We start from the raw sequence: 19,582 nt of genomic DNA, 5'->3' as shown, positions 1-19,582 counted from the left end.
GGCGGCTTAGAAATGGCTTTGATCGTACAGAAATTTGGAGGCACCTCGGTCGGTTCTGTCGAAAGAATCGAGCAGGTGGCCGACAAGGTTAAGAAATTCCGCGATGCCGGCGACGACCTGGTGGTGGTGCTGTCGGCCATGAGCGGCGAGACCAATCGCCTGATCGATCTGGCCAAGGCAATCAGTGGTGATCAACAGCCGCTCCCGCGTGAGCTGGATGTGATCGTGTCCACCGGCGAGCAGGTGACCATCGCCTTGCTGGCCATGGCGCTGAACAAGCGCGGTGTGCCGGCGGTGTCCTACACTGGCAGCCAGGTGCGCATCCTGACCGACAGCGCGCACACCAAGGCGCGCATCCTGCAGATCGACGATCAGAAAATCCGTACGGATCTGAAAGCCGGTCGCGTGGTAGTTGTAGCGGGCTTCCAGGGTGTGGACGAGCAGGGCAACATCACCACCCTTGGACGTGGCGGTTCGGACACCACCGGCGTGGCGCTGGCAGCGGCGCTGAAGGCCGATGAATGCCAGATCTACACCGATGTGGACGGCGTCTACACCACTGACCCGCGTGTGGTGTCCGTGGCCCAGCGCCTGGACAAGATCACCTTTGAAGAGATGCTGGAAATGGCCAGCCTCGGTTCCAAGGTGTTGCAGATCCGTGCGGTGGAATTCGCCGGCAAGTACAACGTTCCGCTGCGCGTATTGCACAGCTTCAAAGAGGGTCCGGGCACCCTCATTACTATTGATGAAGAGGAATCCATGGAACAGCCGATCATTTCCGGTATCGCTTTCAACCGTGATGAAGCCAAGCTGACTATCCGTGGCGTGCCAGACACCCCGGGCGTGGCCTTCAAGATCCTGGGCCCTATCAGCGGCGCGAACATTGAAGTCGACATGATCGTGCAGAACGTTTCGCACGATAACACCACCGATTTCACCTTCACCGTGCACCGCAACGAGTACGATGCGGCGGAGCGGATCCTGCAGAACACTGCGAAGGAGATTGGCGCTCGTGAAGTGGTCGGCGATACCAAGATCGCCAAGGTGTCGATCGTGGGTGTGGGCATGCGCTCTCACGCGGGCGTTGCCAGCCGCATGTTCGAAGCCCTGGCCAAGGAAAGCATCAACATCCAGATGATCTCCACGTCGGAAATCAAGGTCTCGGTGGTGATTGAAGAGAAATACCTGGAACTGGCTGTACGCGCTTTGCATACCGCCTTTGAGTTGGACGCTCCGGCCCGACAGGGCGAGTGATGCAGTGCCAGGAAGGCGCGGTTTACCGCGCCTTTCCTTTTTTTGTAGGGCGCATGTTCTTTTGCGTGCGCTCGACAATACTTAGGCGGGTAGGGCTATGGCCCTTGGGTTGTAGGTCGAAGGCCTTTTTTTTGCAGACTGTTGTTCCTGAACTGAAATGCGTGAGGAGAAAGGTATGCTGATTCTGACTCGTCGTTGCGCAGAAAGCCTGATTATCGGTGATGGCGAAATCACCGTGACCGTGCTCGGCGTCAAAGGCAATCAAGTGCGTATCGGGGTTAACGCTCCGAAAGAGGTAGCGGTACACCGCGAGGAAATCTACCTGCGGATCAAGAAAGAGAAGGACGAAGAACCAAGCCTTTAATTTTTATCGTTTTTTATGTTTGCAAACGGGGATGAACGTGGTTAATATACGCCCCGTGTTGCGGAGAGCTGGCCGAGTGGCCGAAGGCGCTCCCCTGCTAAGGGAGTACACCTCAAAAGGGTGTCGGGGGTTCGAATCCCCCGTTCTCCGCCATTATTTGCTTAGTACGTTGCAATCTGGTTTTTTCGCTAAGTTGTTGAAAATTAACGAAAAAATAGCTTTACATAGAGATTGAACGGCCTATAATGCGCGGCAACAAATGCACTCGTAGCTCAGCTGGATAGAGTACTCGGCTACGAACCGAGCGGTCACAGGTTCGAATCCTGTCGAGTGCACCATTTAAGAGTCAGTTGCAGTCATGCAGGTGATTCGGTTACAACCAGTTGTGATCTGGTCTAAAAACACAATCTGCACTCGTAGCTCAGCTGGATAGAGTACTCGGCTACGAACCGAGCGGTCACAGGTTCGAATCCTGTCGAGTGCACCATACAAACAAAAAGCCCGCCTAGTGCGGGCTTTTTGCCGTCTGGGGTTTGTGTAGGATTTTTTCTTTTTCTCTCGCCTTCATGTGTTCTCCTTCTCCACTGCGTCGTCGCAGTTCATAGATGCAGCCAATGCTCAGCTTTGGCTCGCAAGCGCTTGTTCTTTCCAGTTTTTTGACGTTTAAAGTGGCCGGGCGGTGTATCATTGCGCCCGTCAGCCCCGCCGGGGCTTGTGGAATACCTCCATGGACTTACCCAGTAGTTGCTCAGTACCCCGCTTTACCAATCATGAATTGACTGATTGATCCTTCCGGCGTGCCCCGCTGCTGGGAGTGGAGTTCGCCTATGACCGAAGTAGAAGTAAAGAAAACACAAGAAAGCCTGCAGGATCGCCTGGCTCAAGTCATCGAGCTGCTGCAGCGCCAGCGTGTGGTCGAAGACCTTACGCATCGCCAGGACGGCCCGAACAACAACCTGGTCGAAAATCTGGTTCACCGGCAAAACCTCGTCGAGCTGCAACGCAAGCTCGACGACCTGCACTCCGCCGACGTCGCCTACATTCTCGAAGCCTTGCCACTGGATGATCGACTGACCCTCTGGCAGTTGGTCAAGGCTGACCGCGACGGCGACATCCTGCTCGAAGTATCCGACTCGGTCCGTGAAACCCTGATCGCCGACATGGACGATCACGAGCTCCTGGCTGCTGCCAAGGAGATGGACGCCGACGAACTGGCTGACCTGGCTCCCGAACTGCCTCGTGATGTTGTCCATGAGCTGATGGAGGCCCTCGACGGCCAGCAGCGTGAGCGTGTGCGCTCCGCGCTGTCCTACGACGAGGATCAGGTCGGCGCGCTGATGGACTTCGAGATGGTCACCATCCGCGAAGACGTCAGTTTGGAAGTGGTCTTGCGTTACCTGCGTCGTCTCAAAGAATTGCCAGGCCATACCGACAAACTGTTTGTGGTCGACTATGAGGGCATTCTCAAGGGCGTGCTGCCGATCAAGCGCCTGCTGGTCAACGACCCTGAGAAAAAAGTGGCCGACGTCATGGCCAGCGATCCGGTAAGTTTTCACCCGGATGAAGACGCCTACGAGGCTGCCCAGGCGTTTGAGCGTTATGACTTGATCTCGGCGCCGGTGGTCGACAAGAACGGCAAGCTGATCGGCCGTTTGACCATCGATGAAATGGTCGACCTGATTCGTGAGGAGAGTGAGACCGAAGTCCTCAACATGGCGGGTCTGCGTGAAGAGGAAGACATCTTTGCCTCGGTCTGGCGCTCACTGCATAACCGTTGGGCGTGGCTGGCCGTTAACCTGATCACCGCTTTTATAGCGTCGCGGGTTATTGGCTTGTTCGAAGGTTCGATCGAGAAGCTGGTGGCGCTCGCTGCGCTGATGCCGATTGTGGCCGGGATCGGCGGCAACTCGGGTAACCAGACGATTACCATGATCGTGCGCGCCATGGCGCTGGACCAAGTGAGTACGGCGAACTCGTCGCGCCTGCTGCGCAAAGAGTTGGCGGTAGGTCTTATCAACGGCCTGGTGTGGGGTGGGGTGATCGGTGTGGTGGCCTACTTGCTGTATGGCAGTTGGTCGCTCGGTGTGGTGATGACCGCCGCCATGACCCTCAACTTGCTGCTGGCGGCGTTGATGGGGGTATTGATCCCAATGACGCTTGCCCGCCTTGGGCGCGACCCGGCAATGGGTGCCAGCGTGATGATCACCGCCATGACTGACAGTGGCGGCTTCTTCATCTTCCTGGGCTTGGCGACGATCTTCCTGCTCTGATTCCATCCTGCGGGGGCAAATCTGCCCCCGCTTCAAATTCTCTTCGTGAATTTCACGCAAAAAAAAGCCAGCACATGGCTGGCTTCGGCTTTCAGTTGCAGATCAATTGGCTTCTGCGGCCGCCTCAACGTCGTGCGCGATAAGCGAGACGAGAGCATTTTGCTGGCGGTGGGAGAGCTGACGAAAACGCTGCAGCAGTTCGCGTTCGTGCAGCGACAGCTCGGGGCTGTCCAGGCGCATGCTCAACTCGTCGCCCAGCGCACCTTCCTGAATGAGGCTTTGTTCCAGGCGCGCGATGATTTCGGAGTTCATGCTGCGGTGATGATTGCGAGCCACCTCGGCAATGCGTTCCCGCATTCCGTCTGGCAGACGTACGACGAACTTGTCAGCCGTACGGCTGGAATAAATTGCCTGTTTCAATGGGCGCATATATTTAACCGGTTAGTTCAGGGGAGCGGTTTTTGGAATTGGCCGCAAGATGAGTGTTAAGACAAGGCTCACGACCAAAGTTCAACCCGAATTGCAAAGAGGCCGCATCATGCCTCAGATTTGACATTTCCTTGGCGTCAATTCTGTGACAAATATTGAACTGCCTAAAGGCTTTATGCCAGCACTCATTTGCATTTTTGCGGACTGGTTGGAAAACTTTTCAACGCGTGAATCTGCGAAGGAACTTCCCGTAAGTCCAGGCCACCACAGGGTTTGAGGCCGCACATCCTATAGCAAAGTGGCCTTTTGCCCTTAAGTTTAAGACTAGTGGCAATTTGCCGATTAGCGAGAGGGAGGCGACATAAGGTAGGAGGGGAGTTAGCGCAGGACTGGGTCGAATTTGATGCGTCGACCCACGATCAGGGTGAGCAGCCATAGGCTGGCGAAGACGCCGCTGGCGATAAATGCAGTGGTTTGGCTATCGTGGGATTCGGCATTCAGGCCCAGAATCCCTGTTATTGCGGTCAGGCACAAAAACAGCCAGGCAAATTTGTTCATCAAAGCTTCCTCAGAAAACCCAGTGTTCAGAGGCGGGTGCGGACTGAGTGTCTTGGGTCAGGCGCACGGGGGATTGTGCATTAGGTGTCATCACCGCCAGTTGCGGGCGTTGTTGCAGGTGATGTGGCACAGCCTGGCTGATCTGCGCAGGGTCATTGCTGCCGGTCGATTGAAAGTGAAACATCAGTAATGCAGCCAAGGCTACGGTGTTGAGGGCTAACAGAAAGGCACTGTTCATGGTCATGTTCTCCGCTTAACGCCGTGGCTTGTTGGGTTTGTAGGAGAAGTATTGCAGGTGTCGTGCCAATCTATTTATTCAATAAAAACAAGTGCTTGAGTCTACTTTAAGTGGCTGGACGGTTGCAATTTGCAATGAGGGCGTTTTGGGGGAGTGCATTTTGCACGATGGCCTCACAGTCCCGTGTTTGCGGGGTCAAGGCAGGATAAATAAGGCTGGCATCGACCTACATTCAAAAAGCCCACGGACGACATGACAAAACCCACCTCGGCCGTTAACATGCACGCCGTCCGTCGCCGCGCCTTTAGCGCTGCGGCTGTCATTTGTCCCAGTAGCTCAATTGGATAGAGCATCCCCCTCCTAAGGGGAAGGTTGGCCGTTCGAACCGGCCCTGGGACACCACATTCAAAGCCCCGCACAGTTCCGTCTGGCGGGGCTTTTTTGTGGGCGTTTTCCGAAGATGGGTCGAACCTTGCCGGGGTTATGGGTTCACAGCCCTGGCATCGTGTATTTATAGCAATCCGTGTATCCCGCGAGCAGCCAGGCAGCGTCAGAGCCTTGAAGCAAAATAATCCCCGGAAACAGCGCATACCGCCTGTCCGGACCCGGCCACCCCGGACTATCATGCCGATAGCCCTGTCTCTCACCGCAAGGAGCCGCTCGGAACGCCGATGCGCCAGATCTGGAAATCTTTTCGAGCCCTTTATTTCGCCTCCTTGATGATGCTGATCGGCTCCGGCCTGCTCAGTACTTACCTGGCCCTGCGCCTGGCGGCCGATCATGTCGACAGCCTGTGGGTCGGTGCGTTGATGGCGGCCAACTATTTTGGCCTGGTGCTGGGTGGCAAGATCGGGCATCGCCTGATTGCCCGGGTCGGGCATATCCGCGCCTACGCCACCTGTGCCGGGATCGTCGGTGCGGCGGTGTTGGGGCATGGTCTGATTGACTGGCTGCCGGCCTGGATCGTGCTGCGGATGATCGTGGGCCTGGGCATGATGTGCCAGTACATGGTCATCGAAAGCTGGCTCAATGAGCAGGCCGACGCCAAGCAGCGCGGCGTGGTGTTCAGTGGTTATATGATCGCGTCTTACCTGGGCCTGGTGCTCGGTCAGTTGATCCTGGTCATGCACCCTCAACTGGGGCTTGAGTTGCTGATGCTGGTCGCGCTGTGCTTTGCGCTGTGCCTGGTGCCGGTGGCCATGACGCGACGGATTCACCCGGCGCCTCTGCACCCCGCGCCGATGGAGCCGCGCTTCTTTATCAAGCGCGTGCCGCAGTCCTTGAGTACGGTGCTTGGGGCGGGGTTGATCGTTGGTTCATTCTACGGTCTGGCGCCGCTCTATGCCTCTCAGCAAGGCTTGACCACCGAGCAAGTGGGACTGTTCATGGGCAGCTGTATTTTTGCCGGGCTGGTGGTGCAGTGGCCATTGGGCTGGTTGTCTGACCGTTATGATCGCGCGCTGCTGATCCGTTGCTTTGCGCTGTGCCTGGCAGTGGCGGCGTTGCCGTTGGCGATACTGACCAAGGTGCCGCTGGAAGTGTTGTTCGTGGCAGGCTTCGTCTGCTCCCTGGTGCAGTTTTGTCTTTATCCCTTGGCGGTGGCGTTCTCCAACGACCACGTGGAGGGTGATCGCCGCGTATCGCTGACAGCCATGCTGCTGGTGACGTACGGTGTTGGCGCCAGTGTCGGGCCTTTGCTGGCCGGTGTGGTGATGAAGCTGTTCGGCAGCCACATGTTGTATGCGTTTTTCAGCTTGTGCGCGTTGATCCTGGTGTGGCGCATCCGGCCGAAAGCGGTGACCAACCTGCATCAAGTGGACGACGCACCACTGCACCATGTGGCAATGCCCGACAGCATGTCCAGTTCGCCGTTGGTCGCCGCACTTGATCCGCGGGTGGACGAGGCGGTGGTGCAGGAACAAATGCAAACCACGGCCCCGGAGCCTGAACCGCAAACGGAGCCAAGTCCGGAGGCAGAGGAACCGCCCTTCGTGGGGCCTCCTGAACCTGTGGGGCCAGACGAGCACCCTCACGATTTGAGTAGGGCACGTCCCTGAAAGCAAAAAACGGGCAGATCCCATCAGGATCTGCCCGTTTTTTTTACGCGATCTTTAAGCTTTAAAAATCGTCGTCTTTGTCGAAGCGTCGTGCTTCGCGTTGCAACTGGTACACAAAGCGTTCGACCTGGCGCTGCACCAAGCCACTCATGTTGTGGAAGCGTACGCCGGCGAACGTGGTGTTGATCTTCTCTTCGAAGTGCAGGTAACGCAGTTCGACCGAGGTGGTCATGCTGCCAAAGGGCAGGGCGGCGATAAAACGGTCGTAGACCTGGCCCAGTTGCAGGCGCTCGGAGATATCCCCTTCAAAGCGCAGTTTGCAGCCGGTGGCGGAAATATCCAGCAGTTTGCCGCTGACGGGCGCTTTGAGCTTCTCGCCACCCAATTCAATATTGACCAGTTGGGCCAGCTTCAAGGCGGCGCGGAACGCATTGCGGCGCTGGTGGTAGACCACTTCGTCGGGCATGGCGCCGGTGTAGATGCGGTGACCGTCTTTTTCGCTGATGGTGTAAGTGCCGTTGCTTTCCCATGCGACGCGCACGCCTTCATGAAAACCTTCGATACGAAACGGTTCGCCGCCTTCGAGGAAGCGCTCACCGTCGCGCGGGATCATTTCGTCCAGCGCCAGGGTCTTGCTGTCCCGGTCAACGTCCACCAGGTAGCTCTGGAAGCGCTGGCTGCGTTCGTGGAAGGTGATGATCAGCGGGTCATGGCTGTCTTGCAGCATCCGCAAGGTGCTGGCGATTTCCAGAGGCGTGGTGAGGACCTTGGGTGGCTGCGGGGCATCTTCCGCATTAAGGGCGTTGAACACGGTTCTTCCATCTCCAGACAAAATACGACTACACGCAAGAGCAGGCATTCTGCCAGTATGTGGCGCGCCTTGGATAGGTCGCGCTGTAAACCGGCGTCAGGCTTGGCTGCGGGTGCTTGGCTTGACCAGGCGCGAGGTGGAACCCTGGGCGTTGTAAAGCGCCGGAGGCTCTCCGCCGTGAAGTATACGCAACTGGTTGGCGGTCGTGGCTTGCTGAAGCTGGATCGACTGACCGTTGAGCAGGTTGGCTTCCTGGCACTGGCTGAGCAATTGATTGAGTTCTTTGCTCTGGGCCAGTAATTGATCGCCAACCGAAGAGTGGCTGGCCAGTTGCGCCAGGCCGTCATGGTCTGCCGGCAGGCCCAGGCTGGCGAGGATCTGGCTGCGTTTCTTGCCGTGCTGTTCCAGCAGGACAATCAGCGACTGCTTGCGCGCCAGGATCTCTTCCAGCAGTGGCATGTCCCGGCCGTAGAGGGCCAGGGATTCTTCCCTGAGCAGCTCGAGCAGCTGTTGCGTCGGCGCAAGATCATCAATGATCAGTTGAAGCAGATTTTCGTCGTGATGCATGGCTGGCCTTGGGGTTTAAGCGTCCAAAAGCCCGGCGCAGGCCTTAGCCTAGCGCTCGGCTTCGAAATTAAGCAGCTTGCTGGCTACACGGTTGCTGTCGACTTTATAGCTGCCATCGGCGATTGCCTGTTTCAATTCGGCCACACGGGCTTTATTGACCACCGGTTGATCGCGCAGCGAGTCAGTGACCTTCTGCAACTGTTGAGCCTCATTGCTCAGGTGTACGGATTCCCCGCTCTGGCTGGCGCTGGCCTGTTCTGCCTTGGCGGGCAGTGGCTGGGCCTTGGCTTCTACGCTGTCCTTGGTGACAGTGGCTCGCGTAGGGGCCGACGTGGTCGGGGTGTTATTTAAACGACTGAAATCGATGACCATGATCAAAAAACCTCTGGGTATTTGGACGCTTGCCATGTTTTCGGCCATACCCGGACAAACTTTAGGCTCGATTGACAATAAAACCTACAGGCCAGCATCCAACCGACAGTGTAGGAAAAGCGCGCGCCCGATACCAGTAATCTATAAAGCCACCTCCACCTGACCCGGTGCGGTGACCCGCGCTTTGATCACCCGGTTGGAGTTAAGGTTCTTGACGCGAATCTGTTCGCTCATGCCGCCTTTGGACAACGCTTCCCCCGGCATTTTGACCTGCAACGCACCGCTGCTGGCGGAAATCACCACCTGGTCGCCTTTGCGAATCACCTCTGCCTGCTCAAGATGCACCAAAGTAATGACCTGGTCGGTGACCACTGGTCGGGTCAATTTCTGCCCGACCGCCTGGTCGAGGGAGGTCAGGTAGCCCTGGCTGATCATGCTGATGTCGCGTTCGCGCAGCACAACGTCGTCGAAACCGATGATGCCGGTGCGTTTCAATGGCCGAGCAACCACTACCACATCGCGGAACAGCTTGACCTGCGCCGGCACGAACACGGTCCAGGGCGAGGCGCCGTCGCAGCGCACTTTGACCGTCACGCGGCCGATGGGCTGGGCGGGGCTTTCCAGGGTGGCTGTCAATTCCTTGTCGCACATGGGCATGCGCAAACGTGGGTCCAGCTGGTTGACCTGGATTTCATAACGCCCTGGCGTCTGGGTAGTCGCCAGATAATCTTCTACAGTGAACTCAAGAAAGCCTTGAGTGACGCCGATAAGTAGATCAGGCAAGGTGACGTTGTCTGCGCGGGCCGTGGCGCCCAGGCCTAAGGCGAGCAACGCCAGCGGTACGCAGAGCAAGCTGCGGTACCGTGTCAGGATGGGGCGTCGGGAAACTGTCGTTTTAATATCCATGACCAATAAATAGCAAAGGCCGTGCCGTTTAGAGTTGGGTGCGCGTCACTGCCCTTATAGGTATGGCCAAAGGTTTTAGCGTGGGAGTCAAGGCATGGCAGGAGTAATGGATTCAGTAAACCAGCGCACACAGCTGGTAGGGCAGAATCGCCTGGAGTTGTTGCTTTTTCGCCTGGATGGCAAGCAGTTGTATGGCATCAACGTGTTCAAGGTGCGGGAAGTGCTGCAATGTCCCAAGCTGACGATCATGCCCAAATCGAGCCCGGTGGTGTGTGGCGTCGCCAACATCCGTGGCGCGACGATCCCGATTCTTGACTTGGCCCTGGCCACCGGTTCGGCGGGTTTGCAGGACCGCGAGAACCCGTTCGTCATCATTACCGAGTACAACACCAAGACCCAGGGTTTCCTGGTGCGCTCGGTGGAGCGCATCGTCAACATGAACTGGGAAGAGATTCATCCGCCGCCCAAGGGCACCGGTCGCGATCACTACCTCACGGCGGTGACGCGGGTCGATAACCAGTTGGTGGAAATCATCGACGTGGAGAAGATCCTTGCTGAAGTGGCGCCCACATCGGAGTCAATTTCCGTGGGGGTGGTGGACGCTGAAACCGCGCACAAGGCAATCTCCCTGCGTGTGTTGACGGTGGACGATTCCTCGGTGGCGCGTAAACAGGTGACCCGTTGCCTGCAAACCGTCGGTGTGGAAGTGGTGGCCCTCAACGATGGTCGCCAGGCGCTGGATTACCTGCGCAAGCTGGTGGATGACGGCAAGAAGCCGGAAGAAGAATTCTTGATGATGATCTCCGACATCGAGATGCCGGAAATGGACGGCTACACCCTCACGGCCGAGATACGCAACGATCCACGCATGCAAAAATTGCATATCATCCTGCATACTTCGTTGTCGGGTGTCTTCAACCAGGCGATGGTCAAGAAGGTCGGTGCCGATGACTTTTTGGCCAAATTCCGTCCTGATGACCTGGCATCCCGGGTAGTCGACCGGATCAAGGCAGCAGATCACGGCTAGGGGGATTTCCCCTGGCGGTCACACGATTTAAGAGGCGGTATCATTGTCTACGGGTAATTTGGATTTCGAACAATTCCGGGTCTTCCTGGAGAAAGCCTGTGGCATATTGCTCGGTGAAAACAAGCAGTACCTGGTATCCAGCCGTCTCAACAAACTGATGGAGCAGCAGGGCATCAAGTCGTTGGGTGAGCTGGTCCAGCGCATCCAGGGGCAGCCGCGCAGCGGGCTCAAGGAGATGGTGGTCGATGCCATGACCACCAACGAAACCCTGTGGTTTCGCGACACCTACCCGTTTGAAGTGCTCAAGAGCAAAGTGCTGCCGGAGGCCATCAAGGCCAGCCCCGGCCAGCGCTTGCGCATCTGGTCGGCCGCCTGCTCTTCGGGGCAGGAACCGTACTCGATTTCGATGTCCATCGATGAGTTCGAACGGACCAACATGGGCCAGTTGAAGGCGGGGGCGCAAATCGTCGCCACCGACCTGTCCGGCACCATGCTCACCAACTGCAAGACCGGCGAGTACGACAGCCTGGCCCTGGGCCGTGGTTTGTCCCAGGAGCGCCTGCAGCGTTACTTCGACCCGAAAGGGGCAGGGCGTTGGGCGGTCAAGGCGCCGATCAAGAGCCGCGTGGAATTCCGCTCGTTCAACCTGCTCGACAGCTACGCCAGCCTGGGCAAGTTCGACATGGTGTTCTGCCGCAACGTGCTGATCTACTTCTCGGCCGAAGTGAAGAAAGACATCCTGCTGCGCATCCATGGCACGCTCAAGCGTGGCGGTTATCTGTTCCTCGGTGCTTCCGAAGCGCTGAACGGTCTGCCGGATCATTACCAGATGGTGCAGTGCAGTCCGGGGATCATCTACCAGGCGAAGTAAGTTGTACGCGGTAAAAATGTGGGAGCGGGCTTGCTCGCGAAAGCGCAGTGTCAGTCGATGCATGTATCAACTGACAGAATGCATTCGCGAGCAAGCCCGCTCCCACATTTGTTTTTGCGGCAAACCTTTCAATAGCGGCAACCCGGATTGCCGCTTTACTGGCACCACGCGGAAACCCGTTGCCGCTTTTCTGGCATTGCCGCCCGGCAATCCGCCCCCAAGCCCTTTAAATACGGGCTTCCCACAAACTGGCACACACCTTGCTATAACCCAGTTAACGAAAAGCAGGTCAGCCCTTAAAGGTTTCCGCCATGAGCATCAGCTTCGATAAAGCGCTCGGTATCCACGAACAAGCCCTGGGCTTCCGCGCCCAGCGTGCCGAAGTCCTGGCCAACAACATTGCCAACGCCGACACCCCGAACTACAAGGCTCGGGACCTGGACTTCTCCGCCGTGCTCGCCGCACAGCAGGACAAGACCAAGAACGGCACCTTCGCCTTGAACATGACCAACAGCCGTCATATCGAAGCGCAAGGCCTGAGCAATGGTGACGAGTCGTTGCTGTATCGCACGCCGATGCAGCCGTCGATCGACCAGAACACCGTCGACGCGCAGCTGGAGCAGTCGGCCTACGCCGAGAACTCGGTGAACTTTCAAGCCAGCTTCACCCTGCTTAACAGCAAATTCAAAGGGCTGATGTCAGCCCTGCGTGGAGAGTAAGCCATGTCCCTGTCCAGTGTTTTCAATATTGCCGGCAGTGGCATGAGCGCGCAGACCACGCGTTTGAACACCGTCGCCAGTAACATCGCCAACGCCGAGACCGTGTCTTCGAGCATTGACCAGACCTACCGCGCCCGTCACCCGGTGTTCGCCACCATGTTCCAGGGCGGCCAGGCGGGCGGCAGCGATTCGTTGTTCCAGGATCAAGGTGCAGCAGGCTCCGGCGTGCAAGTGCTCGGCGTGGTCGAAGACCAAAGCAACCTTGAAGCCCGCTACGAACCCAACCATCCCGCCGCGAACGAAAAGGGTTATGTCTACTACCCGAACGTCAACGTGGTCGAGGAAATGGCCGACATGATTTCCGCCAGCCGCTCGTTCCAGACCAACGCGGAAATGATGAACACCGCCAAAACCATGATGCAGAAGGTCCTGACCCTGGGTCAGTGATAAGGGGCGCCAAATAATGGCCATTGTTGATACGAGTAACAACACGCCAGTCCAGGACCTTTTCAACTCCAAGGTCAAGACCGCGACAGACAACGCCAGCAGCCTGGGTGACGCTTCCAAGGCCGCGACCGGCAAACAGTCGCTGGGCAAGGATGCGTTCCTGCAACTGCTGGTTACCCAGTTGAAAAACCAGAACCCGTTGTCGCCGCAAGACAACGGCGCGTTCGTGGCCCAGCTGGCGCAGTTCAGCAGCCTGGAAGGCATCAACACCCTGAATGACTCGGTCAATGCGATCTCCAGCAACTTCAGCTCGTCGCAAGCGCTGCAGGCGTCGTCGCTGGTAGGGCGCTCGATCATCATCCAGACCGACAAGGCCATGGTGGATACCAGCAAGAGCATGACCGGTTCGGTGGATGTGAAAACGGCGACGGGCAACGTCACCGTCAAGGTCACCGACAAAGACGGCAACCTGGTGCGCACCATCGAAATGGGTGCCCAGAGTGCTGGCAACCAGAGCTTTATCTGGGATGGCAAGAACGACAAGGGCGAGGTCGCTCCTGCGGGCACCTACACCTTCAATGCCACCACCAAGAATGACAAGGGCGACGCCGTGGCCCTGACCACTTCGCTGCCAGCAACGGTAACGAGCGTAACCCTGAACAAGACCGGCGGCGAAATGCTGCTGAACCTGGCTGGCGGCATGGGCAGCGTCAAGCTGTCGCAAATTCAGACTATCGGTACATAGAGCCGGCTAAATACGGCAGAGGGAGAGAAACATGTCTTTTAACATCGGCCTTAGCGGCCTCTATGCGGCCAACAAACAACTGGACGTGACGGGCAACAACATCGCCAACGTCGCAACCACCGGCTTCAAATCGTCCCGTGCGGAATTCGCGGACATCTACGCCGCCTCCAAGCTGGGCACCGGCCAGAACAGTATCGGCAATGGTGTGAACCTGGCGGCGGTATCCCAGCAGTTCACCCAAGGTGATGTAAACGGTAGTGGCGGCATCCTGGACATGGCGATCCAGGGTGGCGGTTTCTTCGTGCAGAAGGGCAGCGACGGTTCGCTGGAGTACACCCGCAGTGGTGCCTTCCGTGCCGACAAAGACGGCTACATCACCAACAACACCGGCACCTCGCGGCTGCAAGGTTATGCGGCAGACGCAGACGGCAAGATCATCAAGGGCGGCCTGACCGACCTGCAACTGAACCTGTCGAACCTGCCGCCGAAGGCGTCTACCAAAGTGGACTCCACCAGTAACCTGAACTCCTCGGAGCCGGTGATCGACCAGGTGGCCAAGCCGTTCAACCCGAACGACACCAGCACCTTCACTACCCAGTACAGCACCACCTTGTACGACTCCCAGGGCAACGCACACCCGATGGTGCAGTACCTGGTGAAAACCGACGGCAATAAGTGGAATGCCTATACCCTGATCGATGGTCGCAACCCTAACGGTTCTGCGCCAACCGGCACGCCATCGACTCCGCCAGTGCCGTCGGCATTGACCTTTGATGGCAATGGCAAGCTGACTAGCGTCGTGACCGGCGGTGTGTCCGACAAGACTCTGACTATTACCGGCTGGGTCCCTGGCACTGTGACTGATGGTGTGTGGAAGGCCAACGGCGCGAATGCCAACCCGACCGGCATCGCCGTCAACATGGCCAACATCACCCAGTACAACTCGGCCACCTACCGCAACCCGCCGGTCACCGATGGCTACGCCACCGGCCAGATCACCGGCCTGAAAATCGACGGCAGCGGTGTACTGTTCGCAACGTTCAGCAACCAGCAGAGCAAGGCCATCGGCCAGATCTCCCTGGCCAGCTTCAACAACGAACAGGGCCTGCAGCCGAACGGCGGTACTACCTGGAAAGAGACCTTCGCTTCGGGCCAGCCAGGTTATGACACCCCGCAAGCCGGTACCCTGGGGTCGATCGTGGCCAACTCCCTGGAGAACTCCAACGTCAACCTGACCAACGAGCTGGTGGACCTGATCAAGGCCCAGAGCAACTACCAGGCGAACGCCAAGACCATCTCCACCCAGAGCACCATCATGCAGACCATCATTCAGATGACGTAATGTCATTGGTCTGACGCTGGCGAAAGAAAACCCCTCAACGAGGGGTTTTTTTTGCGCGTTCATTTTGTAGGCGCGACTTTTCGTACTGCCTGCGTCCCTACGAGACCACTCGTTTTTACTGGAACGGCCGACGCACTTTTCCCTACCAAGTACACCAACGGTGGCTTACGGGCGGGGGAAATTTATGCAATGGGCTCAACAGATATCAGGCCAAACGGCTCGGGTTTATTTTAGCGACAGAACCGCTGCTTTTGGTGTTGAAAACACCCAGGACAAAACCGATGGTGTTCACAGCCTGGATGCCGATAAGGCGGTGGTATCCAATCTTCTGAAGGCATTGGAGGAGGCGCAGAAAACCTCCAAGAGCCAAACCGTCCAGGACTTGCGTGACAAGCTCAATGAGGTGCGCAAGAAACTCGGAGAGGAGAAGTTCAAGGCGATTATCGAGGCGTTAAAAAAAGACGCATCTGACAGTTGGCTCGCATTTTTGAAGGCGCTTTTTCCAGAGCTGTTTGCAGATGATGAATCGCCCTCTCCACCGGCCCCTCCAGACATTGGTGGCGGTGGAGGAGGTGGCGGTGGCGGCCGTGTGAACCCGGAGAATTTTGGCCCTTCCGAATCCATGAGCAACAAGCCCATCACTGAGGGGGCGAAGTACCATGATTACCAGCCTGATAAAAGTGTGCGTGGGAAAAAGCCGGATAACATTTGGAGTGGTTTCTCTCAAGGCTACGAAGGTAATTGCACGACGGTTTCTTCTATCAAGGCTGCCATGCAGCATTTCGGCCAGGACCCCAAAGATGTTTTCAAGAATGTCGAGTTGAAGGGCAATACCTATGAGGTGGAGATGCGTGATGGATTCAAACTCAAGCTGACCAAGGATGAGCTGCGCATGGCTGCGCGAGAGGCGCGCTTCAAGGGCGATGACCCGACCTTAATGACCAACGCCAACTTTATGTATGCGGCGAGTGCCAAGCGAGCGCAGATGGAAGGGAATAGTGGCTCTCCTGGCGAAAACGACAGAAATGCCACCAGAAGCTTCAAGGATGCGCTGATCAGCTTGAATGATGGCGAGCACTCCCGTGAAGGCTTGCACAGGCTTGGGCTGAAAGATCACTACAGGCCGGGCTTTCAAAGTGATTTTGCGCGGGGGATGGTGGGGACTTATGAAACGAATGCGCATTCCATGGCGGTGATTGGCAATCGTAAGGAGCTCTGGGGAGGGCGAGGCGGTGCGCCAGGACCAGGTATTTACACGGTGCTTTTCTAAGCGGCCATAAAAAAGCCGACAAACCCAATCATGCTCAGGTTTGTCGGCGTTTTTTCAGTTGCGGATCATTGCGACCCGGAACCGACTCAGCTTATTGGCAAGCTTCGCAATCCGGCTCATCGATCGCGCAGGCCTTTGGCACGGGGGCCGGGCCGGCTGGCGCTGCAAGCACCGAATCATCACCGTGGTTGCCGCCGCTGGAAACCGCGTTCAGCTTACCGGTGTTGATGGTCGACTTCTCGGTGCTGGTCGCGGCCAGGGCACGGAGGTAGTAAGTGGTTTTCAGGCCACGGTACCACGCCATGCGGTAGGTCACGTCGAGCTTCTTGCCCGAAGCGCCGGCGATGTAGAGGTTCAGCGACTGAGCCTGGTCGATCCACTTCTGACGACGGCTGGCGGCGTCAACGATCCACTTGGTGTCCACTTCGAACGCCGTCGCGTAGAGCTCTTTGAGTTCTTGCGGGATGCGCTCGATCTGCTGTACCGAACCGTCGTAGTACTTCAGGTCGTTGATCATGACCGAGTCCCACAGGCCGCGGGCTTTCAGGTCGCGAACCAGGTACGGGTTGATCACGGTGAATTCGCCCGACAGGTTCGATTTCACATACAGGTTCTGGTAAGTCGGTTCGATCGACTGCGATACGCCAGTGATGTTGGCGATGGTCGCGGTCGGCGCGATGGCCATGATGTTGGAGTTACGAATACCTTTCTGCACACGGGCACGTACTGGCGCCCAGTCCAGGGATTCTTCCAGGTCAACGTCGATGTACTTCTGGCCACGTTGCTCGATCAGGATCTGTTGCGAATCCAGCGGCAGGATGCCTTTGGACCACAGCGAACCCTGGAACGTCTCGTAGGCGCCGCGCTCGTCGGCCAGGTCGCAGGAAGCCTGGATCGCGTAGTAGCTGACCGCTTCCATGGATTTGTCGGCGAACTCGACCGCAGCGTCCGAACCGTAAGGAATGTGCTGCAGGTACAGCGCGTCCTGGAAGCCCATGATGCCCAAGCCGACCGGACGGTGCTTGAAGTTGGAGTTCTGCGCCTGTGGCACCGAGTAGTAGTTGATGTCGATCACGTTATCGAGCATGCGCACGGCGGTGTTGACGGTACGTTCCAGCTTGGCGGTGTCCAGCTTGCCGTTGACGATGTGGTTCGGCAGGTTGATCGAGCCCAGGTTGCAAACGGCGATCTCGTCCTTGTTGGTATTCAAGGTGATCTCGGTGCACAGGTTCGAGCTGTGGACCACGCCCACGTGCTGCTGCGGGCTGCGCAGGTTGCACGGGTCTTTGAAAGTCAGCCATGGGTGGCCGGTTTCAAACAGCATGGACAGCATTTTGCGCCACAGGTCTTTGGCCTGGATGGTCTTGAACAGCTTGATCTTGCCAGGGTACTGAGCCAGGGCTTCGTAGTACTCGTAGCGCTCTTCGAAAGCCTTGCCGGTCAGGTCGTGCAGGTCCGGCACTTCGGAAGGCGAGAACAGGGTCCACTGGCCGTCGTCGAAGACACGCTTCATGAACAGGTCAGGGATCCAGTTGGCGGTGTTCATGTCGTGGGTACGACGACGGTCATCACCGGTGTTCTTGCGCAGCTCGATGAACTCTTCGATGTCCATGTGCCAGGTTTCCAGGTAGGCACACACAGCGCCTTTGCGCTTGCCACCCTGGTTCACGGCGACGGCGGTGTCGTTCACCACTTTCAGGAACGGTACAACGCCCTGGGACTTGCCGTTGGTGCCCTTGATGTACGAACCCAGTGCACGCACCGGGGTCCAGTCGTTGCCCAGGCCGCCAGCGAATTTGGACAACATGGCGTTGTCGTGGATCGCGTGGTAGATGCCCGACAGGTCATCCGGCACGGTGGTCAGGTAGCAGCTGGACAGCTGTGGACGCAGGGTACCGGCGTTGAACAGGGTCGGGGTCGACGACATGTAGTCGAAGGACGACAACAGGTTGTAGAACTCGATGGCACGGTCTTCTTTCTGCTTCTCTTCGATTGCCAGGCCCATGGCCACGCGCATGAAGAACACTTGCGGCAGTTCGAAGCGGATACCGTCCTTGTGGATGAAGTAACGGTCGTACAGGGTTTGCAGGCCCAGGTAGGTGAACTGCTGATCACGCTCGTGGTTGATCGCCTTGCCGAGTTTTTCCAGGTCGAAGGTGGCCAGGACCGGGTTCAGCAATTCGAATTCGATACCCTTGGCGATGTAGGCAGGCAGCGCCTTGGCGTACAGGTCGGCCATTTCGTGGTGGGTGGCGCTGTCGGCGACTTTCAGGAAGCCCAGGCCTTCGGCACGCAGGGTGTCCATCAGCAGGCGCGCGGTCACGAACGAGTAGTTCGGCTCGCGTTCAACCAGGGTACGGGCGGTCATCACCAGGGCGGTGTTGACGTCGGTCAGGGCCACGCCGTCGTACAGGTTCTTCAGGGTTTCGCGCTGGATCAGGTCACCGTCGACTTCTTCCAGGCCTTCGCAGGCCTCGGTGACGATGGTGTTCAGGCGGCCCAGGTCCAGCGGTGCAAACGTGCCGTCGGCCAGGGTGATGCGGATCGATGGGTGAGCTTGTACCGCAGCTTCTTCAGCTGGGGTGCGTACAGCGCGTTCCTTGGAACGGGCGTCACGGTAGATCACGTAGTCGCGGGCAACTTTCTGTTCGCCGGCACGCATCAGGGCCAGTTCGACCTGGTCCTGGATTTCTTCGATGTGGATGGTGCCGCCCGAAGGCATGCGACGCTTGAAGGTCGCGGTGACTTGTTCGGTCAGGCGGGCAACGGTGTCGTGGATGCGCGACGAGGCGGCAGCGGTGCCGCCTTCAACTGCAAGAAACGCTTTGGTGATGGCGACGGTGATTTTGTCATCGGTGTAAGGAACGACAGTGCCGTTACGCTTGATCACACGCAATTGGCCGGGTGCAGTGGCGGACAGATCCAGGTTCGAATCGGCGGCCTGCGGCACGGAGCCTTGCGGGTTCTCGCGAGTTGTGTCGGTTTGCATGGGGGGTTGTCTCCACGTTCTATATTTGATTGCGAGTGCCAGGCTCTTCCTGCAACACCCGTACCGTTTTCCATATCGGGGATGGGAAACAGCTGCCATCCGCGTGAGCGGTTTGGTCTACTGAAAATCGGTTGGTTCCATGCTGCGCTAGCAATAAAACGCTTGAATTTCTTGCCACTTGTGTGGTTGGGCGCTTTCTTCGAAAACCCCACATGTAGGGTCTTCTCCAGTGCCGAGGTACAAGATAATGCGTTTTTGAGGGGTTAGCAACGCAGTAACCTGTGGATAACGCTGTGGGTAAAATGTGTAAGAAAGGTTGAATGGGTGTGTAGGCCGCACTGCTGCT

19 protein-coding genes and 4 tRNA genes are annotated in these 19,582 nt (G+C 57.6%); 15 read left to right on the top strand and 8 right to left on the bottom strand.

The genetic code is table 11. The annotated features are described in order from the left end of the window. Window positions 1-12 precede the first annotated feature (12 nt). The 6 genes from ACP7EW_RS06720 to mgtE all read left to right on the top strand — a co-directional run bounded on the left by ACP7EW_RS06720 (window position 13) and on the right by mgtE (window position 3,888). Entirely contained in the window at window positions 13-1,254 is a 1,242-nt protein-coding gene (locus ACP7EW_RS06720) for an aspartate kinase (protein WP_010208327.1), read from the top strand. Window positions 1,255-1,429: 175 nt separating this feature from the next. After that, a complete protein-coding gene (csrA, locus tag ACP7EW_RS06715) occupies window positions 1,430-1,618 on the top strand; it encodes a carbon storage regulator CsrA (protein WP_003175645.1) in 189 nt (62 codons plus the stop codon). A gap of 62 nt (window positions 1,619-1,680) precedes the next feature. Continuing rightward, window positions 1,681-1,771 (top strand) — tRNA-Ser (locus ACP7EW_RS06710). 108 nt (window positions 1,772-1,879) lie between these two features. Next, window positions 1,880-1,956: transfer RNA gene (locus tag ACP7EW_RS06705), tRNA-Arg, on the top strand. A gap of 72 nt (window positions 1,957-2,028) precedes the next feature. Next, window positions 2,029-2,105: transfer RNA gene (locus ACP7EW_RS06700), tRNA-Arg, on the top strand. A 340-nt stretch (window positions 2,106-2,445) separates the two neighbouring features. Further along, window positions 2,446-3,888 carry a magnesium transporter gene (gene mgtE, locus ACP7EW_RS06695; protein ID WP_033901295.1) on the top strand — a complete coding sequence of 481 codons (1,443 nt, stop codon included), beginning with the start codon at window positions 2,446-2,448 and terminating at the stop codon, window positions 3,886-3,888. A gap of 102 nt (window positions 3,889-3,990) precedes the next feature. Here mgtE and ACP7EW_RS06690 read toward each other — a convergent pair whose 3' ends face one another. The 3 genes from ACP7EW_RS06690 to ACP7EW_RS06680 all read right to left on the bottom strand — a co-directional run bounded on the left by ACP7EW_RS06690 (window position 3,991) and on the right by ACP7EW_RS06680 (window position 5,113). Further along, entirely contained in the window at window positions 3,991-4,317 is a 327-nt protein-coding gene (locus ACP7EW_RS06690) for an Arc family DNA-binding protein (protein WP_003175643.1), read from the bottom strand. 378 nt (window positions 4,318-4,695) lie between these two features. Beyond that, the gene (locus ACP7EW_RS06685) at window positions 4,696-4,875 is read right to left on the bottom strand and encodes a PA3371 family protein (RefSeq protein ID WP_269131776.1); all 180 of its coding nucleotides are present in this window, start codon (window positions 4,873-4,875) and stop codon (window positions 4,696-4,698) included. Between the two features lie 10 nt (window positions 4,876-4,885). Next, window positions 4,886-5,113 carry a hypothetical protein gene (locus tag ACP7EW_RS06680; protein WP_061449300.1) on the bottom strand — a complete coding sequence of 76 codons (228 nt, stop codon included), beginning with the start codon at window positions 5,111-5,113 and terminating at the stop codon, window positions 4,886-4,888. 325 nt (window positions 5,114-5,438) lie between these two features. Between ACP7EW_RS06680 and ACP7EW_RS06675 the strand changes: the two genes are divergently transcribed. Both ACP7EW_RS06675 and ACP7EW_RS06670 read left to right on the top strand, forming a co-directional pair. Beyond that, window positions 5,439-5,515 (top strand) — tRNA-Arg (locus tag ACP7EW_RS06675). Between the two features lie 269 nt (window positions 5,516-5,784). After that, complete coding sequence (locus ACP7EW_RS06670) at window positions 5,785-7,170, top strand: MFS transporter (RefSeq protein WP_426216034.1); 1,386 nt, start codon at window positions 5,785-5,787, stop codon at window positions 7,168-7,170. Window positions 7,171-7,231: 61 nt separating this feature from the next. Here ACP7EW_RS06670 and ACP7EW_RS06665 read toward each other — a convergent pair whose 3' ends face one another. The 4 genes from ACP7EW_RS06665 to flgA all read right to left on the bottom strand — a co-directional run bounded on the left by ACP7EW_RS06665 (window position 7,232) and on the right by flgA (window position 9,826). Further along, on the bottom strand, window positions 7,232-7,981 hold the full coding sequence (locus tag ACP7EW_RS06665; RefSeq protein ID WP_426216033.1) for a flagellar brake protein: 750 nt from the start codon (window positions 7,979-7,981) through the stop codon (window positions 7,232-7,234). A gap of 96 nt (window positions 7,982-8,077) precedes the next feature. Then, window positions 8,078-8,548: a flagella synthesis protein FlgN gene (locus ACP7EW_RS06660; RefSeq protein ID WP_426131621.1), complete on the bottom strand. Its 471-nt coding sequence runs from the start codon at window positions 8,546-8,548 to the stop codon at window positions 8,078-8,080. A 48-nt stretch (window positions 8,549-8,596) separates the two neighbouring features. Further along, on the bottom strand, window positions 8,597-8,920 hold the full coding sequence (gene flgM / locus ACP7EW_RS06655; RefSeq protein WP_033901289.1) for a flagellar biosynthesis anti-sigma factor FlgM: 324 nt from the start codon (window positions 8,918-8,920) through the stop codon (window positions 8,597-8,599). 141 nt (window positions 8,921-9,061) lie between these two features. After that, window positions 9,062-9,826: a flagellar basal body P-ring formation chaperone FlgA gene (gene flgA, locus ACP7EW_RS06650; protein WP_426216030.1), complete on the bottom strand. Its 765-nt coding sequence runs from the start codon at window positions 9,824-9,826 to the stop codon at window positions 9,062-9,064. 94 nt (window positions 9,827-9,920) lie between these two features. Here flgA and ACP7EW_RS06645 point away from each other — a divergent pair, with 94 nt between their 5' ends. The 7 genes from ACP7EW_RS06645 (at window position 9,921) to ACP7EW_RS06615 (ending at window position 16,247) form a co-directional block, all read left to right on the top strand. Beyond that, window positions 9,921-10,853, top strand: coding sequence for a chemotaxis protein CheV (locus ACP7EW_RS06645; protein WP_033901287.1), 933 nt, complete (start codon window positions 9,921-9,923; stop codon window positions 10,851-10,853). A gap of 43 nt (window positions 10,854-10,896) precedes the next feature. After that, complete coding sequence (gene cheR, locus ACP7EW_RS06640; RefSeq protein WP_016979774.1) at window positions 10,897-11,724, top strand: protein-glutamate O-methyltransferase CheR; 828 nt, start codon at window positions 10,897-10,899, stop codon at window positions 11,722-11,724. Between the two features lie 311 nt (window positions 11,725-12,035). Next, a complete protein-coding gene (gene flgB / locus ACP7EW_RS06635) occupies window positions 12,036-12,443 on the top strand; it encodes a flagellar basal body rod protein FlgB (protein WP_010208346.1) in 408 nt (135 codons plus the stop codon). A gap of 3 nt (window positions 12,444-12,446) precedes the next feature. After that, window positions 12,447-12,890 (top strand): flagellar basal body rod protein FlgC, encoded by a 444-nt coding sequence (gene flgC / locus ACP7EW_RS06630; protein WP_010208347.1) that lies wholly within the window; start codon window positions 12,447-12,449, stop codon window positions 12,888-12,890. Window positions 12,891-12,906: 16 nt separating this feature from the next. Next, window positions 12,907-13,635: a flagellar hook assembly protein FlgD gene (gene flgD, locus ACP7EW_RS06625; protein ID WP_426216028.1), complete on the top strand. Its 729-nt coding sequence runs from the start codon at window positions 12,907-12,909 to the stop codon at window positions 13,633-13,635. Between the two features lie 31 nt (window positions 13,636-13,666). After that, window positions 13,667-14,977, top strand: coding sequence for a flagellar hook protein FlgE (gene flgE / locus ACP7EW_RS06620; protein ID WP_177074043.1), 1,311 nt, complete (start codon window positions 13,667-13,669; stop codon window positions 14,975-14,977). A 184-nt stretch (window positions 14,978-15,161) separates the two neighbouring features. Further along, window positions 15,162-16,247, top strand: a complete 1,086-nt coding sequence (locus ACP7EW_RS06615; protein ID WP_426216025.1) for a hypothetical protein — start codon at window positions 15,162-15,164, stop codon at window positions 16,245-16,247. 91 nt (window positions 16,248-16,338) lie between these two features. On the opposite strand, the gene ACP7EW_RS06610 is transcribed toward ACP7EW_RS06615, so the two are convergent. After that, window positions 16,339-19,236, bottom strand: coding sequence for a ribonucleoside-diphosphate reductase subunit alpha (locus ACP7EW_RS06610; protein ID WP_426131628.1), 2,898 nt, complete (start codon window positions 19,234-19,236; stop codon window positions 16,339-16,341). Window positions 19,237-19,582: the final 346 nt, after the last annotated feature.

It is taken from the genome of Pseudomonas sp. DWRC2-2 (assembly GCF_049897885.1).
GTDB classification, from domain to species: domain Bacteria; phylum Pseudomonadota; class Gammaproteobacteria; order Pseudomonadales; family Pseudomonadaceae; genus Aquipseudomonas; species Aquipseudomonas azotoformans_A.
The sequence above is the reverse complement of the archived record's forward strand: the minus strand, read 5'-3'. Positions and strand labels throughout refer to the sequence as shown.

Bases quoted from the DNA above. Each gene is read 5' to 3' on its own strand.
- ACP7EW_RS06645 (WP_033901287.1), top strand. From the start codon at position 9,921: ATGGCAGGAGTAATGGATTCAGTAAACCAGCGCACACAGCTGGTAGGG.
- ACP7EW_RS06670 (WP_426216034.1), top strand. From the start codon at position 5,785: ATGCGCCAGATCTGGAAATCTTTTCGAGCCCTTTATTTCGCCTCCTTG.
- flgE (WP_177074043.1), top strand. From the start codon at position 13,667: ATGTCTTTTAACATCGGCCTTAGCGGCCTCTATGCGGCCAACAAACAA.
- flgM (WP_033901289.1), bottom strand. From the start codon at position 8,920: ATGGTCATCGATTTCAGTCGTTTAAATAACACCCCGACCACGTCGGCC.
- ACP7EW_RS06720 (WP_010208327.1), top strand. From the start codon at position 13: ATGGCTTTGATCGTACAGAAATTTGGAGGCACCTCGGTCGGTTCTGTC.
- ACP7EW_RS06685 (WP_269131776.1), bottom strand. From the start codon at position 4,875: ATGAACAAATTTGCCTGGCTGTTTTTGTGCCTGACCGCAATAACAGGG.
- ACP7EW_RS06660 (WP_426131621.1), bottom strand. From the start codon at position 8,548: ATGCATCACGACGAAAATCTGCTTCAACTGATCATTGATGATCTTGCG.
- ACP7EW_RS06680 (WP_061449300.1), bottom strand. From the start codon at position 5,113: ATGAACAGTGCCTTTCTGTTAGCCCTCAACACCGTAGCCTTGGCTGCA.
- flgB (WP_010208346.1), top strand. From the start codon at position 12,036: ATGAGCATCAGCTTCGATAAAGCGCTCGGTATCCACGAACAAGCCCTG.
- flgC (WP_010208347.1), top strand. From the start codon at position 12,447: ATGTCCCTGTCCAGTGTTTTCAATATTGCCGGCAGTGGCATGAGCGCG.
- ACP7EW_RS06615 (WP_426216025.1), top strand. From the start codon at position 15,162: ATGCAATGGGCTCAACAGATATCAGGCCAAACGGCTCGGGTTTATTTT.
- ACP7EW_RS06610 (WP_426131628.1), bottom strand. From the start codon at position 19,236: ATGCAAACCGACACAACTCGCGAGAACCCGCAAGGCTCCGTGCCGCAG.
- csrA (WP_003175645.1), top strand. From the start codon at position 1,430: ATGCTGATTCTGACTCGTCGTTGCGCAGAAAGCCTGATTATCGGTGAT.
- ACP7EW_RS06690 (WP_003175643.1), bottom strand. From the start codon at position 4,317: ATGCGCCCATTGAAACAGGCAATTTATTCCAGCCGTACGGCTGACAAG.
- flgD (WP_426216028.1), top strand. From the start codon at position 12,907: ATGGCCATTGTTGATACGAGTAACAACACGCCAGTCCAGGACCTTTTC.
- flgA (WP_426216030.1), bottom strand. From the start codon at position 9,826: ATGGATATTAAAACGACAGTTTCCCGACGCCCCATCCTGACACGGTAC.
- mgtE (WP_033901295.1), top strand. From the start codon at position 2,446: ATGACCGAAGTAGAAGTAAAGAAAACACAAGAAAGCCTGCAGGATCGC.